This is a genomic window from Nocardioides cavernae (genome assembly GCF_016907475.1).
GTDB lineage: Bacteria > Actinomycetota > Actinomycetes > Propionibacteriales > Nocardioidaceae > Nocardioides > Nocardioides cavernae.
Map to the genome: position 1 here is coordinate 659,922 of NZ_JAFBCA010000001.1, position 14,158 is coordinate 674,079.

Here is a 14,158-nt window from a genome sequence, read left to right on the forward strand (position 1 = left end):
GCACGCAGGCCCCGCCCCCACGGAGGGGACGGGGCCTGCGTCGACCTGGCGCCGGGCCAGGGGTGGGGTCACTCGCCCGCGATGAACTTCTCCAGCTCGGCGCGACCGATCTCGTCGGGCATCTGCACCGGCGGGGACTTCATGAGGTAGGCCGAGGCGGGGAGGATCGGGCCGCCGATGCCACGGTCCTTGGCGATCTTGGCCGCACGGACGGCGTCGATGATGATGCCGGCCGAGTTGGGGGAGTCCCAGACCTCGAGCTTGTACTCGAGGTTGAGGGGGACGTCACCGAACGCGCGACCCTCGAGGCGGACGTAGGCCCACTTGCGGTCGTCGAGCCACGCCACGTAGTCGGACGGACCGATGTGGACGTTGCGGTCGCTGACCTTGTCGGCGAGCTCGCCGGTGAGGTTCGACGTCACGGCCTGGGTCTTGGAGACCTTCTTGGACTCCAGGCGCTCGCGCTCGAGCATGTTCTTGAAGTCCATGTTGCCGCCGACGTTGAGCTGGTAGGTGCGGTCCAGCGCGACGCCGCGGTCCTCGAACAGCTTCGCCATCACGCGGTGGGTGATGGTGGCACCGACCTGGCTCTTGATGTCGTCCCCGACGATCGGGACGCCGGCGTCCTCGAACTTCTTGGCCCACTCGGGGTCGGAGGCGATGAAGACGGGCAGGGCGTTGACGAAGCCCACGCCGGCGTCGATCGCGCACTGGGCGTAGAACTTGTCGGCCTCCTCGGAGCCCACCGGGAGGTAGGAGACGAGGACGTCGACCTCGGCGTCCTTGAGCGCCTGGACCACGTCGACCGGCTCGGCGCCGGACTCCTCGATGGTCTGGCGGTAGTACTTGCCGAGGCCGTCGAGCGTCGGGCCGCGCTTGACCTCGACGCCGAGGGTCGGGACGTCGGCGATCTTGATGGTGTTGTTCTCCGAGGCGTTGATGGCCTCGGACAGGTCCTTGCCGACCTTCTTGTCGTCGACGTCGAAGGCGACGACGAACTCGACGTCCTTGACGTGGTAGTCACCGAAGACGACGTGCATGAGCCCGGGGACGGTCCCGGTCGGGTCCGCGTCCTTGTAGTACTCAACGCCCTGGATGAGGGAGGTGGCGCAGTTGCCGACTCCCACGATCCCTACTCGTACCGAACCCATGGGGCTCTCCTTCTCATCTCTGGTCGTGTTCTCATCGCTGGTCGTGCTGGCTGGTGTGGCTGGTGAAAGGTGCTCAGTCGTTCGGTGCCGGTGCCGGTGCCGGTGCCGGGGCGGGTCGGACCTCGCCGCCGCGCTCGGCCTGGATCAGGTCCGAGAGCCACCGCACCTCGCGCTCGACCGACTCCACTCCGTGGCGCTGGAGCTCGGCGGCGTAGCGGTTGACCTCGGCCTGGGTGCGCTCGAGCTCGCCCTGCACGCGGGCGAGCCGCTCCTGCAGCCGCGAGCGGCGTCCCTCCAGGACACGGAGCCGGATCTCCATGTCGGTGGAGGAGAAGAACGCGAACCGGATGTCGAAGTTGTCGTCCTCCCACGCGGTGGGGCCGACCTCGGTCATGAGTCGCTGGAAGTGCTCGTTGCCGGCGGGGGTGACCTCGTACGTGATGCGCGGGCGTCGGGTGGACGCCGTGGCGGCGGCCGCGACCTCGGTGATGAGGTTGGCGCGGAGCATCTTCTTCAGCGCGGGGTAGAGCGAGCCGTAGGACAGCACGCGACCCCATCCGAGCATGAGGTTGAGCCGCTTGCGCAGCTCGTAGCCGTGCATGGGTCCCTCGTGCAGCAGTCCGAGGACTGCGAGCTCGATGGTGTCGCCACGACGTGCCATGTGACCTATCGTACCGATATATCCGGCCACGACGAATCGGGGTTGTCGTACCCCTCCCCGTACCCTCTTTCCCCGTGAGTGCTAAGAAGCGGCGGGCCGACGGCAAGGCCCAGACACGACGGCCCAAGGCGAGGCGTACGGGCAAGCAGCGGGCGGCCCGCGTCGCCAAGATCCTCGCGATCGTCGGCGTCGTCGGTGCCCTGGTCCTCGGCGGTGTCGTCGTGGTCCTCTACCAGGCGATCAGCATCCCGGAGCCCAACGAGGACTTCGAGGCGCAGACCACCTTCGTCTACTACCGCGACGGTGAGCAGCAGCTCGGCACCTACTACGAGGACCAGAACCGGGTCTCGATCCCGCTGGGCGACATGCCCGAGTCCATGCAGGACGCGGTGGTCGCCGCCGAGAACCAGACCTTCTGGACCGACAAGGGCATCGACCCCAAGGGCATCCTGCGTGCCCTCTTCTCCAACGCCCGGGGGAACTCCCGTCAGGGCGCGTCCACGATCACCCAGCAGTACGTCAAGATCCTCTACCTGACCAGCGAGCAGAGCTACAAGCGCAAGATCAAGGAAGCGGTCGTCTCGCTCAAGATCCAGCAGGAGCTGAGCAAGGAAGAGGTGCTCGAGGGCTACCTCAACACCATCTACTTCGGTCGCGGCGCGTACGGCATCGAGGCGGCCTCCGAGGCCTACTTCGACCACCCGGCCAAGGACCTCAACCTGCGAGAGTCCGCGGTCCTCGCCACCGTGCTCAACAACCCCTCGAAGTACGACCCGGCCAACGGCAAGGAGGCCAAGGAAGACCTCAAGGGCCGCTACGCCTACGTGCTCGACAGCATGGCCGAGATGGAGACGATCACACCCGAGCAGCGTGACAAGGCGCTGAAGAAGCTGCCGAAGTTCCCCAAGATCGCCGTGCAGAGCCAGTTCGGCGGCCAGAAGGGCCACATGCTCGCGCTCGTCAAGCAGGAGATCCTCGCCAAGGGCATCGCCTCCGAGGAGGAGATCGACGGCGGGGGGCTGCGGATCACCACCACGTTCGACCAGGCTGTGATGGCCGACGTCGAGGAGGCGGTCGAGGAGCAGCGCCCGGACGCCGGCATGCCCGGTGCGGCGGGCAACAAGGACCTGCACATCGGTGCCGCCACGGTCGACTCCTCGACGGGTGACCTGCTCGGCTTCTACGGCGGACAGGACTACCTGGACTCCCAGATCAACTGGGCCGTCGCGGGCGGCATGGCGGGCTCGACGATGAAGGCGGCCACCGACGTGGCCGCCATCCGTGATGGTTTCTCGCTCAACGACACCTTCGAGGGCAACAGCCCCATCGACATCGCCGGCACCGAGTTCGAGAACCAGGGCGACACCGACTACGGCTCGGCCGTCTCGATGGTCACCGCCACGGAGAACTCCATCAACACCGCGTTCGTCGACATGGTCGACTCGATGGACGACGGCCCGCAGAAGGTCATCCAGGCTGCCGAGGACATGGGCATCCCCGGCAGCGAGGGCGAGAGGTGGGGCATCCCGCGGAAGTCCGGCGACATGCAGGAGAACGTCGGAGTCACCCTCGGCACCGCCCAGGTCAGCCCGATCAACATGGCCAACGCCTACGCCACCCTGGCCAACGGCGGCACCCGTCACGAGGTCCACGTCGTGCAGAAGGTCGTCGACAAGACCGGCGAGGTCCTCTACGAGGCCAAGGACCGCAGCAAGCAGACGGTCGACCCGGACATCACAGCGGACGTCGGCTACGCCCTGCAGCAGGTGGTCGAGAACGGCTCCGGCACGGAGGCCCTCGCCATCGAGCGGCCCGCTGCCGGAAAGACCGGCACTGCCACCAACGACGACGGTGGCGTGTCGTCGTCCTGGTTCGTCGGCTTCACGCCCCAGGTCTCGACAGCCGTCATGTACGTCCGCGGCCGCGGGCGTGAGTCGCTGGACGAGCCTCGGCCCGACGGTGCCGACCTGTGGCTGCCCACCAGCTCCGACGGCAAGTCCGGGTACTTCGGCGGCAACTACCCCGCCAAGACCTGGACCTCGATCATGGGACGGGTGATGGAGGGCATGGACGTCGAGGACTTCCCGGAGCCTGTCTACGTCGACGGTGACGCGCCGGACGAGGGCCACGACTACACCCCGCCCCCGCCGCCCCCGCCGCCGTCCTCGTCCGCCCCGCAGCCGTCCAACACGCCGACGGAGTCCGCGGGCCCGCCCACCGAGACGCCGACGGAGACTCCCACGGAGACCCCGACCGAGACGCCGGTGCCGACCGAGACGCCCGTCCCGACGACGCCCGTCCCGACGACGCCGCCCCCCACGACGCCGCCCCCGCCCCCGCCGACCGAGACGATCCCGGCGCCGACCACCCCGCCGCCGAGCGGGCGCTTCCAGCAGCGCCAGCCGCTGGCCGACCTCCGCCGCTGAGCACGCCGGTGGACCGCCGCGACCGCCCCTCGCCCGAGGTCGACACCGGCGACCACGACGCGCCCACGCGCACCGACCCGGTCGCCGCGGCGATGTCGGAGGTCGTCGGCGGCCCCCTGGGTGACCACGCCGGCGGGCACCGGTGGTGGAGCGCCGCGCGCGTGCTGACCGGCGCCACGGCGCTCACCCTCGCCGCCGGCATGGTCAGCAAGACGGCGTGCGTGCCGACCGGGTGGGGCAACCAGGACCAGCCCTACGCCGAGCTGTGCTGGACCGACCTCGCCGGCACGTCGGTCGACGCCGGGGCTCCTCCGCGGGTGGCCACGTGGCTGCAGCATGCGGCCGAGTGGCTGCCCGGCGGCGTCGTGGCGACCACGGCCGTCCTCGCCATCCTCCTCGCGGCCCTCGCACTGCTGGCCACCGCGCTGCTCGTCCGGGTCGACGCGCGCCGACCCTGGGCGGCGGCCGGGTGGGCGATCGCACCCGTGCTCCTCGTCCACTGGCTGTCGTGGGAGCTGGTGGCGGCCGTGGGCGTGGCCGTGCTGCTGTGGGGCTGGACCACGGGCCGCCCCTGGCTCGCCGGCGTCGGAGCCGGGGTGGGGGCGGCGTTCGCGCTGCCGGTCGCCGTCGCCTTCGTGGGCGTGGTCGCCGTGGGCGGCCGCCTCCGCGGCCGCGTCGACGCGCTGCTCGCCGCCGCCGCGGCCTACGTCGTCGTCACCCTTCCCGGCCGGGCGACCGCGGACACCCCCGACATCGGCTCCGTCTGGTTCCTCCTCGCCCGGACGGGCCCCGGTGCGTCCACCACGACACGCACCGTCGTCCAGGTCGTCGTCCTCGCCCTGGCTGCTGGCGCCGTGTGGTGGCTGGTCCGGCGGTCCGGGCGTCCCACCCCGCTCACGACCGCCCGCGCGGGCCTGGTCCTGATCGCCGCGGCACTCGTCGTGGCGCCGGCGGCCCCGCCCGAGACCGCGCTGCTGGTGCTGCCGCTCGCCGCGATCGCCGTACGTCGCTGGCGCGACCTGCTGGTGTGGCAGGCGCTGCACCTGATCAGCTGGGTGCTCACCGGTTGGTACGTCGGCCAGGCCCTCGTGCCGACCGTCTCCGACGACTCGCGCGCCTACTGGCTGGCGGTCCTGCTGCGGGTCGTCGGGCTGGTCTGGCTCGTGGTGGCCGTGCTGCGGGACGCCCGGTCAGGCGATCACGACGCGGTCGAAGTCGGTCGCGGTGAAGCGGACCCGGACCTCGATGTCCTCGCCGACGCGCGGGACCCGCGCCCCTGACGGGACGAACAGCATCGAGGCCTGCATGTGGGGCGGCTCGGCGAAGAGCCGCTGCTTGCCGTCGATCGAGAACGGCGAGCGCACGAAGCCGACGGCGTCCAGTCCGCCGCGGGCCAGGGTCGCGGCGCGCGCCTTGAGGGACTGGTCGCCGGTCGGTGCCTCGAGGCCGATGCCGTGGGCGGTGCCGCCGCTCACCACGACGATGTGCCCCTGCTTGGGAGCACTGCGACCGCGGTAGCCGAAGGTGTCGCCGCGCTCGACCTCGTGCACGTCGAGGACCGTCGCGGTCACCGACAGGGCGCCGCGGTCGCCGAGCCACAGGTCGGTGCCGATGCGGGGACGGACCGTGAAGTCCGGGTAGGTGGTCGCGAGCCGCCCCAGCTCGGCCTCGGTGAGGTGGGAGACGAAGACGGTGCGGGTCGGCAGGCCGGAGGCCACGACGTCGTTGATCAGCCGGCTCACCTCGCCCAGGTGCGAGGTGGTGTTGAGCGGGAGGTGCATCGCCACGCCGCGCAGGCCGCTGCGTCCGGGCCCGAGCGCCGTGGCCGCGGCGGCGAGGTCGCGGCGCGTCATCCCGTGGCGCAGCATCGAGGTCAGCTGCTCGAGCACGAACCGGGCGTCGGGGTCGTGCTCGCGCAGTGCGGTCAGGTCGTCCGGGCGGCTGACGGTGTGCACGACCCGGGACGAGATCCGGGCGTCGAGGTCGAGCGCCGCCCCGAACGGGCGCCACGGGGTGAGCACGAGGAGGTCGCCCGCATAGCGGCTCGCGGCCTCCGCCACCTCGTCGTACGTGCCGACCGCGATCATGTCGACCGCTGCGCCGGTGTCGTCGACGTGGTCGGCGAGCCACTGCGCCCGCCGGGCGAGGCGGGCGACCGACAGGCCGTAGCCGTTGCCCTTGGCGACCGGCACGATCCCGGGATGGGTGCGGACGGTCCGGAGCAGGTGCGAGCGCCAGCGCTCGCCGTCCACCGTGAGGCTGAGGCTCATGCGCGTACTCGCTTCGCTCCGTGCGCGCACGAGGCACGAATGACGCTGTGCCCGATGACTCGCTCGCTGCGCTCACTCATGCCCTCACCCGCGCCGGGCCAGGTAGAGCTGGAACGCCTTGTAGATGGCACGGTTGACCGGCAGGTCCCACTCGCCGGCGTACTCGACGGCCTGACCGCCGGTGCCGACCTTGAACTGGATCAGCCCGACGTGGGAGTCGTCGGAGTCGAGGGTCTCGGTGATGCCGCGCAGGTCGTAGACGTGGGCCCCGGCGTCGAGGGCGTGGCGGATCATCGCCCACTGCACGGCGTTGGAGCCGCGGACCTCGCGCTTCTCGGTGGACGACGCGCCGTAGGAGTACCAGGCGTGCGTGCCGACGCGGATCCCGATCGTGGCCGCGACGAGGTCGCCCTCGTGGCGGGCGAGCCACACCTGGATGCGGCCGGGGTCCTCGGCGGCGAGGGCGTCGTACATCGTCTCGAAGTAGGACAGCGGGCGCGGGGTGAAGTGGTCGCGCTCGGCGGTGTGGACGTAGAGGTCGTGGAACGACTTGAGGTCGGTGCGGTCGCCGAGCGCGACCTCGACGCCGGCCTTGTCGGCCTTCTTGATGTTGCGCCGCCAGAGCTGGTTCATCCCGGCGAGGACGTCGGCCTCCGAGCGCGGCTGCCCGTTCTCGTCGACCAGCGGGACCTGGAAGTTGAACTGCGGCTGCCCCGCGGTGAAGCCGCCCTCCGCGGACTGCTGCTGCCACCCCAGCTCGTGCAGCTGCGCGATGACGCGGGCGCCGTCCTGGGTCCGATCGAGGGGAGGTACGTCGCCGAGGCGGCGCACCGACTCGTCGGCGATGCCGGCCTTGACCTGCTCGGCCGACCATCGCCGGGTGACCACGGGCGGGCCCATTCGCACGGCGAAGGCGCCCTGCTGCTTGAGGTGGGCGACCATCGGTGCGAGCCACGAGCCGAGGTCGTCGTCGGACCAGTCGATGACCGGTCCTTCGGGGAGGTAGGCCAGGTAGCGCCGGACCTTGGGCAGCTGGCGGTAGAGGACCAGGGCGGCGCCGACGACCTCGTCGCCGCGGAACCAGCCGATGGACTCGGCCCGCCACTCGGCCTTCACGCTGGCCCAGCCGGGCGTCTGCAGGAAGCTTGCGGACGACCGGCTCGCGATCAGGTCGCGGTGCTGCTGGGTGGAGATCGGTCGCAGCGTCAGGGGGGTCGTCACCCCGGAAAGGCTACAAGGGACCAGACACGACCCCCGTACGCGTCTGGTCCCTTCGTCGGTAGAGACGCGCGCCACACCAGTTTGGTTGCGTGGCGTCAAGAAGTTTCTGACATCGGCCACGACGACACGAGGGGCTCGTGCCGTGGTCCACCCGCGTGGGTGGGGCCCGGCCCGAGTTGCTCTGCAGATCGTCAGCAGACCGTCAAGACCAGCGCAAGGTTGGACCGATTGTGGCAGCAAGCCGTACCCCTCGGTGAGCGGACAGCGTTGAAGAAGTACGGGAGTGACGCGGTCTGTGGGAGACCGCGAGCGTTTCGCCCTCCTGTCACCGACGGCGCACCTGGCGCCGCAACCGATCCTTTTGGGGGCCACCAGCATGACCACGATCCAGCGACACCACCTCGCTCCACGACTCGGGCTCGCCGCCCTCGTCTGCCTCGGAGCCGTTTCCGGCTCCCCCCTCGCCAACGCCGCCGCCCCCCCGGGCAACAACGGCACCGTGAAGGTCGCCCCCGACGGCGACATCGACAGCATCCCCAACAACCACCCGCACGTCGGCTGCACCTTCCAGCTCGAGTGGTACGGCTTCGACGCCAACGTGGTCTCGACGGTCCTCTTCGAGGAGCAGGCGCCGACCACCGGCGTCGGCATGACCGTCGCGGGCAACACCACCGTCCAGCTCGACAACGACCCCGGAGCCGGGGCCGGCAACGACGGGATCGACGGGTCGCAGGCCTACACGCTGTCCTTCGCCGGTGCGCCGCACCCGCAGCAGGGCTACCACGTGAAGCTCACCATCAACACGCCCGAGTCCAACGGCGCGACCGTCAAGCACAAGGTCTTCTGGGTCCAGGGCTGCGGCACCCCGCCCCCCACGACTCCGCCGACGACCCCGCCGACCACTCCGCCGACCACTCCGCCGACCACTCCGCCGACGACCCCGCCGACGACCCCGCCGACGACCCCGCCGACCACTCTGCCGACGACCCCGCCGACGACCCCGCCGACGACCCCGCCGACCACTCCGCCGACGACCCCGCCGACGACCCCGCCGACGACCCCGCCGACGCAGCAGCCGCAGGAGTCCGAGGACACCGAAGCGCCCGAGGTGCTGGGGGTCCAGGCCTCCAGCGGCGGTGACGACGCAGGTCCGGGCGCCGACCAGGGTGGGACCGGCCCGGCCTCCTCGGCTCCGCAGTCGCAGCAGGTCCCGACGGCGGTCAACGCGGGAGCCGAGGGCTCGACACCTGTCGGACCCAGCCCCGTGCAGGTGCTGCTCGGCCAGCTGATGGTCCTGATCGGTGGGGCGGCTGCCCGGCTGGGGTGGCACCGCCTCCGTGGCTGACCCTCGCCGACGTCGCCTGACGTCGCTCCTGCTGGGAGCAGCTGCATCCGCGCTGGTCGTGGGTGGGCTGTTCCTGGCAGGCGGCGCGCTCGAGGCGACGTCGCCCGCGACGGACACGGGGGCGCAGGCCGCGCCCCCACCGGCGATCCGGGTCGCCGGACCGTCCGGGACCTCGGTGCACGGTCCTCCGCCCGCCCCGTCGGACGCTCCGTCCACCTCGGGGGCGCCCGCACCCGGCGTACGACCCGAGGTGCTCGTCGTACCGGCGATCGGGGTGCAGGCGCCGGTGACGCCCATCCGGACCGAGGACGGGGCGCTGACCCCGCCGTCGGACCCGCAGCAGGTCGGCTGGTGGTCGGGCGGCGCGCGACCCGGGGCCGCCGAGGGTGCCGCCGTCGTCACAGGGCACACCGTGCACACCGGGGGCGGAGCGTTCGACGACCTCGACACCCTGGCTCCGGGTGACCGGGTGCTGGCGCGCTCGGCGTCCGGCGGCCTGGCCTACCGGGTGGCGTCGGTCGAGGTGCTGAGCCGCGCCGAGCTGGCCCGGCGCAGTGCCGACGTGTTCGGTCGGACCGGGCCGCCGCGGCTCGTCCTCATCACCTGCGAGGACTGGGACGGCACCGCCTACCGCAGCAACGTGGTGGTCACGGCCGAGCCGGTCGACTGATCAGAGGTGCTCGCGGAGCCAGGCGAAGTCGGCCTGGTGCTCCGTCGCGCCGCCCGGCGTCTCGCAGATGACGGGGGCGCCGGCCTCGCGCACCACGCCCGCGAACTCGTCGGCGGGCAGGTGCCCCTGCCCGAAGTTGGTGTGGCGGTCGGCGCCGGAGCCGAACGTGTCGCGCGAGTCGTTTGCGTGGACGAGGTCGATGCGGCCGGTGATGCCCCGGACCTTCTCCACCGCGTCGCCGAGCTCGATGCCGCCGGCCCAGGCGTGGCAGGTGTCGAGGCAGAACCCGACGTCGTCGGCGCCCTCGGCCGCGGAGATCGCGTCCCACACGCCCGCGATGCGGTCGAGGTGGCGGGCCATGGCGTTGTCGCCGCCCGCGGTGTTCTCGATGAGCAGCGGGACCTTGATGTCGGTCGCCTCGACGGCCTTGCGCCAGTTGTCGAACCCGACGGACGGGTCGTCGGTCTTGTTGACGTGGCCGCCGTGGACGATGAGGCCCTTCGCCCCGATCTCCGCCGCGGCGTCCATGTGCTGCTGGAGCAGCTTGCGGCTCGGGATCCGGATGCGGTTGTTGGTCGTGGCGACGTTGACCACGTAGGGGGCGTGGACGTAGAGGTCGACCCCGGCGTCCTCGGCCGCTGCCCGCAACGCCTCCGCCCCGCCGGCGAAGCGGATCTCCGGCCCCTTGTAGCCCTGCGGGTCACCGAGGAAGAACTGCACGAGCGACGTCTCCCGCGCCAGCGCCTCGGCGATCGGGTCGGTCTGCTCGACGTGGGCGCCGATGGAGAGGGAGGGGCTCATGCGGTCCAGCCTAGGAGCACCCACAGACACCCGACGACCACGCCGGCCAGGCCGGCGACCGCGGCCCAGCCGAGCCAGTCGACGACTGCTCCCGGCCCCGCCGTCGTACGCCGTCCACGCGGGGGCGGGCCCAGCCGGTCGGGCACCGGCGGCCCGGCGGGCGGCGGGACCGGCAACCGCCGGAGCAGTCGCAGCGCCGCCTCGGCGGTCGCGATGCGCTGCTCGGGGTCGGGGACCAGCAGCCGCTCGACGAGCGGGCGCAGCGGGTGCGACGGGACGACGTCCTGGCGGCCGGGCGGCTCACCGGTGACCAGCTCGAGCGCCACCCGACCCACCGCGTAGAGGTCCTGGGTCGGCTCCGGCGGTGCACCCCGCGCCTGCTCGGGCGCCATGTAGCCGTCGGTGCCGATCGCGCCGGGCACCGTGGTGAAGCGGCGGTCGGCGACCGGGGCGGCCACCCCGAAGTCGCCGAGGCGCAGGTGGGGCGGCCCGTCGCCCGTCGCCTCGAGGAGGAGGTTGGCCGGCTTGACGTCGCGGTGCACCAGCCCGGCCCCGTGGACCGCCGCCAGGCCCAGCAGCAGCTGCTCGACCAGCAGGGCGCAGGTACCGGCGTCGAGCGGGCCGTGCTCGCGCAGCAGGTCGGCGACCGACCCGCCGGCCACGAGCTCCATGGCGAGCACGACGAGGTCGTCCTCCGCGGCCCAGCCGTGCGGCGCCACCACGTGCGGGTGGCTCACCCGGACGGCCTGCTCGCGCACGAACCGGGCCAGCAGCGTCGAGCTGTGGCGCCCGAGCACCTTGAGAGCGACGTCCTGACCGGTCCGCAGGTCGTGCGCGCGCCACACCGAACCCATCCCGCCGGAGCCGACCTGGTCGAGCAGTCGGTAGCGGCCCGCCACCACCAGATCGGTCCAGGTGGCGGTGCGCGAGGAGGTGCGCGAGGAGGTGGTTCGCACGCTCCGACGCTAGACCGGCCCGGCGGTCGCGGGACCCTCCTCCACAGGCGGACCACGAGGATTCCAGCCGCGGGGGCCGTCGCTGATAATCTTCTGCGGTTGCCCCCGGGTGACCGCGGTGCACGACCCACGTCGTACACGCGCCGCGAACGCACAGTCCCTCCTGCCACGGAAAGCCCGTGGCCGCTCTAGCCCAGAGGAGGTGGAGACCGCTATGCGTGCCTATGAAGTGATGGTCATCCTCGACCCGAGTCTCGACGAGCGCACCATCGAGCCGTCGCTCGACAAGTACCTCAACGTGATCCGCAAGGACGGTGGCTCGATCGAGTCGCTCGACGTGTGGGGTCGTCGCCGGATGGCGTACGAGATCAAGAAGAACGCCGAGGGCATCTACGCCGTCATCTCGCTGACGGCCGAGCCCGCGACGGTCAAGGAGTTCGACCGCCAGCTCACGCTGAACGAGTCGATCCTGCGCACGAAGGTCATGCGTCCCGACGCCCACTGATCGCCCTCCCGGGCATCTGTGGAAACACCCTTCCCGCTGTCGGTGAGTGCCTGTTTGATGGGCGCATCACCGGGAGCACCCCGGATCAACCGGCACAGCAGCAGGACTTTCTGAGGAGACCTCATGGCAGGCGAGACCACCATCACCGTGATCGGCAACCTCGTCGACGACCCGGAGCTGCGGTTCACCCCCTCGGGGGCCCCCGTGGCCAACTTCCGGATCGCGTCGACGCCGCGCACCTTCGACCGCCAGACCAACGAGTGGAAGGACGGCGACACGCTGTTCCTCTCCTGCGCTGTCTGGCGCCAGGCCGCGGAGAACGTCGCCGAGTCCCTCCAGCGGGGCATGCGCGTGATCGTCCAGGGTCGCCTGAAGTCCCGTCAGTACGAGACCCGCGAGGGTGAGAAGCGCACCGTCTTCGAGATCGACGTCGAGGAGGTCGGCCCGTCGCTGCGTTCCGCATCGGCCAAGGTCACCAAGACGACCCGGTCCGGCGGCGGTGGCGGCTACTCCGGTGGCGGCAGTGGCGGCGGCTACTCGGGCGGTGGCGGGCAGCAGTCCGCACCGGCCGACGACCCGTGGGCCAGCCCGGCTCCCTCGCAGGGTGGCCAGGGTGGCAGCGGCTGGGGCGGTCAGTCCCAGGGCGCCCAGCCCCAGGGTGGCGGTCAGGCCGCGCCGGCCAACGACCCGTGGGCCACGCCCGGGGTCAACGGCGGCAACGACGAGCCCCCGTTCTGAGCGACCCTCGGCTGAGCCTGCGAAGCCGTGTCAGGTCGCCAGGTTGAGTAGCCCGCACGGCTGAGCTCGCGAAGCCGTGACCAGGGCGTATCGAAACCCGGCAACCGTGATCCGACACATCAAGCAACACCTCCACATTCCATTCCGTCCCTGATTGCCTTCAGGGCCGGGCTCACTGAAAGGGAGCACCACAATGGCCAAGGCAATTCTGCGCAAGCCCAAGAAGAAGGTTTGCCAGTTCTGCAAGGAGAAGGCGACCGGTGTCGACTACAAGGACACCACCCTGCTCCGCAAGTTCATCTCCGACCGCGGCAAGATCCGCGCCCGTCGCGTGACCGGCAACTGCGTCCAGCACCAGCGCGACGTGGCCATCGCCGTCAAGAACGCGCGCGAGCTGGCGCTGCTGCCCTACACGTCCACCGGTCGCTGAGAGGAGCACGGAACATGAAGCTCATCCTCACTCAGGAGGTCGACGGCCTCGGTGCCCCCGGTGACGTGGTCGAGGTCAAGGACGGCTACGGCCGCAACTACCTCGTCCCGCGTGGCCTCGGCATCCGCTGGAGCCGCGGCGGCGAGAAGACCGTCGAGTCGATTAAGGCCGCCCGCACCGCTCGCGCGGTGCGCGACGAGGACCACGCCAAGGACGTCAAGGCCAAGCTCGAGGCCAACGCGGTCATGGTGAAGGTCCGTGCCGGTGAGGGCGGTCGCCTGTTCGGCGCCGTCACCACCACCGAGATCGCCGACGCCATCGCGGCCGTCTCCGGCGAGAAGGTCGACCGCCGCACCATCGTGGTGGTCAACCCGATCAAGTCGCTCGGCGCCCACGAGGTGTCCGTCAAGCTGCACGACGAGGTGTCCGCCACGGTGGCCCTCAACGTCGTCCCCGCCTGACGCGACCGACGTACGACACCACGGCCCGCCGCCCCTGAGGGGTGGCGGGCCGTGCTGCGTCTACTGGGGCCTACTGGGTCGGCTTGTCGCAGCGCGCGGGTGGCTGGCTGCCGCCGGAGTGGTACTCGTAGGTCCGGCCCCCGGCGCGCAGCGTGATCCGTGATCCGTCGATCAGCGCCTGCGTGTAGGCCATCCCGGGTTGGGCGCAGCCCCGGCTGCCGTCGCGCCAGGTGACCTCCTCCACCGAGACCACCTCGACCTCGCCGGCATCGATGCCGAGGCCGGCGGCCAGGTCGTCCACCGCGCGTTCGACGTCGCGCGGGGCGGGGGTGCCCGACGGGCTGGTGGTGGGGTGCACGGTCGTCTCCTCCGCGACGGGCGGGTCGGTCGTCGGCCGGCCGGCACCCTCGTCGGGTGCGCCGCACGACGCGAGCAGGGCGCTCGACGTGAGCAGCAGGGCGAGGCGACGGCTCGTGGTCATCATGGCAGTGTGACGGCACGGTCGACATGGATGTTCCGGACA

At 71.4% G+C, this 14,158-nt stretch carries 15 protein-coding genes; 8 read left to right on the plus strand and 7 right to left on the minus strand.

The genetic code is table 11. The features are described from left to right. Positions 1-68 precede the first annotated feature (68 nt). On the minus strand, positions 69-1,151 hold the full coding sequence (locus JOD65_RS03150) for an inositol-3-phosphate synthase (protein ID WP_191193797.1): 1,083 nt from the start codon (positions 1,149-1,151) through the stop codon (positions 69-71). A 73-nt stretch (positions 1,152-1,224) separates the two neighbouring features. After that, on the minus strand, positions 1,225-1,812 hold the full coding sequence (locus JOD65_RS03155; protein WP_191193796.1) for a PadR family transcriptional regulator: 588 nt from the start codon (positions 1,810-1,812) through the stop codon (positions 1,225-1,227). 74 nt (positions 1,813-1,886) lie between these two features. On the opposite strand from JOD65_RS03155, the gene JOD65_RS03160 reads away from it, so the two are divergent. Together JOD65_RS03160 and JOD65_RS03165 are read left to right on the plus strand one after the other, a co-directional pair. Further along, positions 1,887-4,238 carry a transglycosylase domain-containing protein gene (locus tag JOD65_RS03160; protein ID WP_191193795.1) on the plus strand — a complete coding sequence of 784 codons (2,352 nt, stop codon included), beginning with the start codon at positions 1,887-1,889 and terminating at the stop codon, positions 4,236-4,238. 8 nt (positions 4,239-4,246) lie between these two features. After that, the gene (locus tag JOD65_RS03165) at positions 4,247-5,518 is read left to right on the plus strand and encodes a glycosyltransferase family protein (RefSeq protein WP_191193794.1); all 1,272 of its coding nucleotides are present in this window, start codon (positions 4,247-4,249) and stop codon (positions 5,516-5,518) included. Here the strand turns inward: JOD65_RS03165 and JOD65_RS03170 are convergent. Together JOD65_RS03170 and JOD65_RS03175 are read right to left on the minus strand one after the other, a co-directional pair. Beyond that, the gene (locus JOD65_RS03170) at positions 5,429-6,508 is read right to left on the minus strand and encodes an alanine racemase (RefSeq protein ID WP_191193793.1); all 1,080 of its coding nucleotides are present in this window, start codon (positions 6,506-6,508) and stop codon (positions 5,429-5,431) included. The genes JOD65_RS03165 and JOD65_RS03170 overlap by 90 nt on opposite strands. Positions 6,509-6,592: 84 nt before the next feature. Continuing rightward, a complete protein-coding gene (locus tag JOD65_RS03175; RefSeq protein WP_307820900.1) occupies positions 6,593-7,729 on the minus strand; it encodes a lipid II:glycine glycyltransferase FemX in 1,137 nt (378 codons plus the stop codon). A 376-nt stretch (positions 7,730-8,105) separates the two neighbouring features. Between JOD65_RS03175 and JOD65_RS03180 the strand changes: the two genes are divergently transcribed. Beyond that, complete coding sequence (locus tag JOD65_RS03180) at positions 8,106-9,074, plus strand: hypothetical protein (protein ID WP_191193791.1); 969 nt, start codon at positions 8,106-8,108, stop codon at positions 9,072-9,074. Continuing rightward, entirely contained in the window at positions 9,067-9,744 is a 678-nt protein-coding gene (locus JOD65_RS23575; RefSeq protein WP_307820901.1) for a class F sortase, read from the plus strand. Before JOD65_RS03180 ends, JOD65_RS23575 begins: the two co-directional genes overlap by 8 nt. Here JOD65_RS23575 and JOD65_RS03190 read toward each other — a convergent pair whose 3' ends face one another. Next, positions 9,745-10,545 carry a deoxyribonuclease IV gene (locus tag JOD65_RS03190; RefSeq protein WP_191193790.1) on the minus strand — a complete coding sequence of 267 codons (801 nt, stop codon included), beginning with the start codon at positions 10,543-10,545 and terminating at the stop codon, positions 9,745-9,747. It lies immediately after the preceding gene. Beyond that, positions 10,542-11,501, minus strand: coding sequence for a serine/threonine-protein kinase (locus tag JOD65_RS03195; protein WP_191193789.1), 960 nt, complete (start codon positions 11,499-11,501; stop codon positions 10,542-10,544). Before JOD65_RS03195 ends, JOD65_RS03190 begins: the two co-directional genes overlap by 4 nt. A 214-nt stretch (positions 11,502-11,715) precedes the next feature. Here JOD65_RS03195 and rpsF point away from each other — a divergent pair, with 214 nt between their 5' ends. The 4 genes from rpsF (at position 11,716) to rplI (ending at position 13,635) form a co-directional block, all read left to right on the plus strand. Then, a complete protein-coding gene (gene rpsF / locus JOD65_RS03200; protein WP_129456612.1) occupies positions 11,716-12,006 on the plus strand; it encodes a 30S ribosomal protein S6 in 291 nt (96 codons plus the stop codon). 123 nt (positions 12,007-12,129) lie between these two features. Next, positions 12,130-12,744, plus strand: coding sequence for a single-stranded DNA-binding protein (locus JOD65_RS03205; protein ID WP_191193788.1), 615 nt, complete (start codon positions 12,130-12,132; stop codon positions 12,742-12,744). A 193-nt stretch (positions 12,745-12,937) separates the two neighbouring features. Continuing rightward, positions 12,938-13,174, plus strand: coding sequence for a 30S ribosomal protein S18 (rpsR, locus tag JOD65_RS03210; RefSeq protein WP_056603689.1), 237 nt, complete (start codon positions 12,938-12,940; stop codon positions 13,172-13,174). Between the two features lie 14 nt (positions 13,175-13,188). After that, entirely contained in the window at positions 13,189-13,635 is a 447-nt protein-coding gene (gene rplI, locus JOD65_RS03215; protein ID WP_191193787.1) for a 50S ribosomal protein L9, read from the plus strand. A gap of 70 nt (positions 13,636-13,705) precedes the next feature. On the opposite strand, the gene JOD65_RS03220 is transcribed toward rplI, so the two are convergent. Further along, a complete protein-coding gene (locus JOD65_RS03220; protein ID WP_191193786.1) occupies positions 13,706-14,116 on the minus strand; it encodes a DUF8738 domain-containing protein in 411 nt (136 codons plus the stop codon). Positions 14,117-14,158: the final 42 nt, after the last annotated feature.

What these genes read in the sequence shown, in the direction of transcription:
- rplI (WP_191193787.1), top strand. Translation starts at nt 13,189, where the DNA reads ATGAAGCTCATCCTCACTCAGGAGGTCGACGGCCTCGGTGCCCCCGGT.
- JOD65_RS03155 (WP_191193796.1), bottom strand. Translation starts at nt 1,812, where the DNA reads ATGGCACGTCGTGGCGACACCATCGAGCTCGCAGTCCTCGGACTGCTG.
- JOD65_RS03180 (WP_191193791.1), top strand. Translation starts at nt 8,106, where the DNA reads ATGACCACGATCCAGCGACACCACCTCGCTCCACGACTCGGGCTCGCC.
- JOD65_RS03205 (WP_191193788.1), top strand. Translation starts at nt 12,130, where the DNA reads ATGGCAGGCGAGACCACCATCACCGTGATCGGCAACCTCGTCGACGAC.
- JOD65_RS03150 (WP_191193797.1), bottom strand. Translation starts at nt 1,151, where the DNA reads ATGGGTTCGGTACGAGTAGGGATCGTGGGAGTCGGCAACTGCGCCACC.
- rpsR (WP_056603689.1), top strand. Translation starts at nt 12,938, where the DNA reads ATGGCCAAGGCAATTCTGCGCAAGCCCAAGAAGAAGGTTTGCCAGTTC.
- rpsF (WP_129456612.1), top strand. Translation starts at nt 11,716, where the DNA reads ATGCGTGCCTATGAAGTGATGGTCATCCTCGACCCGAGTCTCGACGAG.
- JOD65_RS03170 (WP_191193793.1), bottom strand. Translation starts at nt 6,508, where the DNA reads ATGAGCCTCAGCCTCACGGTGGACGGCGAGCGCTGGCGCTCGCACCTG.
- JOD65_RS03220 (WP_191193786.1), bottom strand. Translation starts at nt 14,116, where the DNA reads ATGACCACGAGCCGTCGCCTCGCCCTGCTGCTCACGTCGAGCGCCCTG.
- JOD65_RS03190 (WP_191193790.1), bottom strand. Translation starts at nt 10,545, where the DNA reads ATGAGCCCCTCCCTCTCCATCGGCGCCCACGTCGAGCAGACCGACCCG.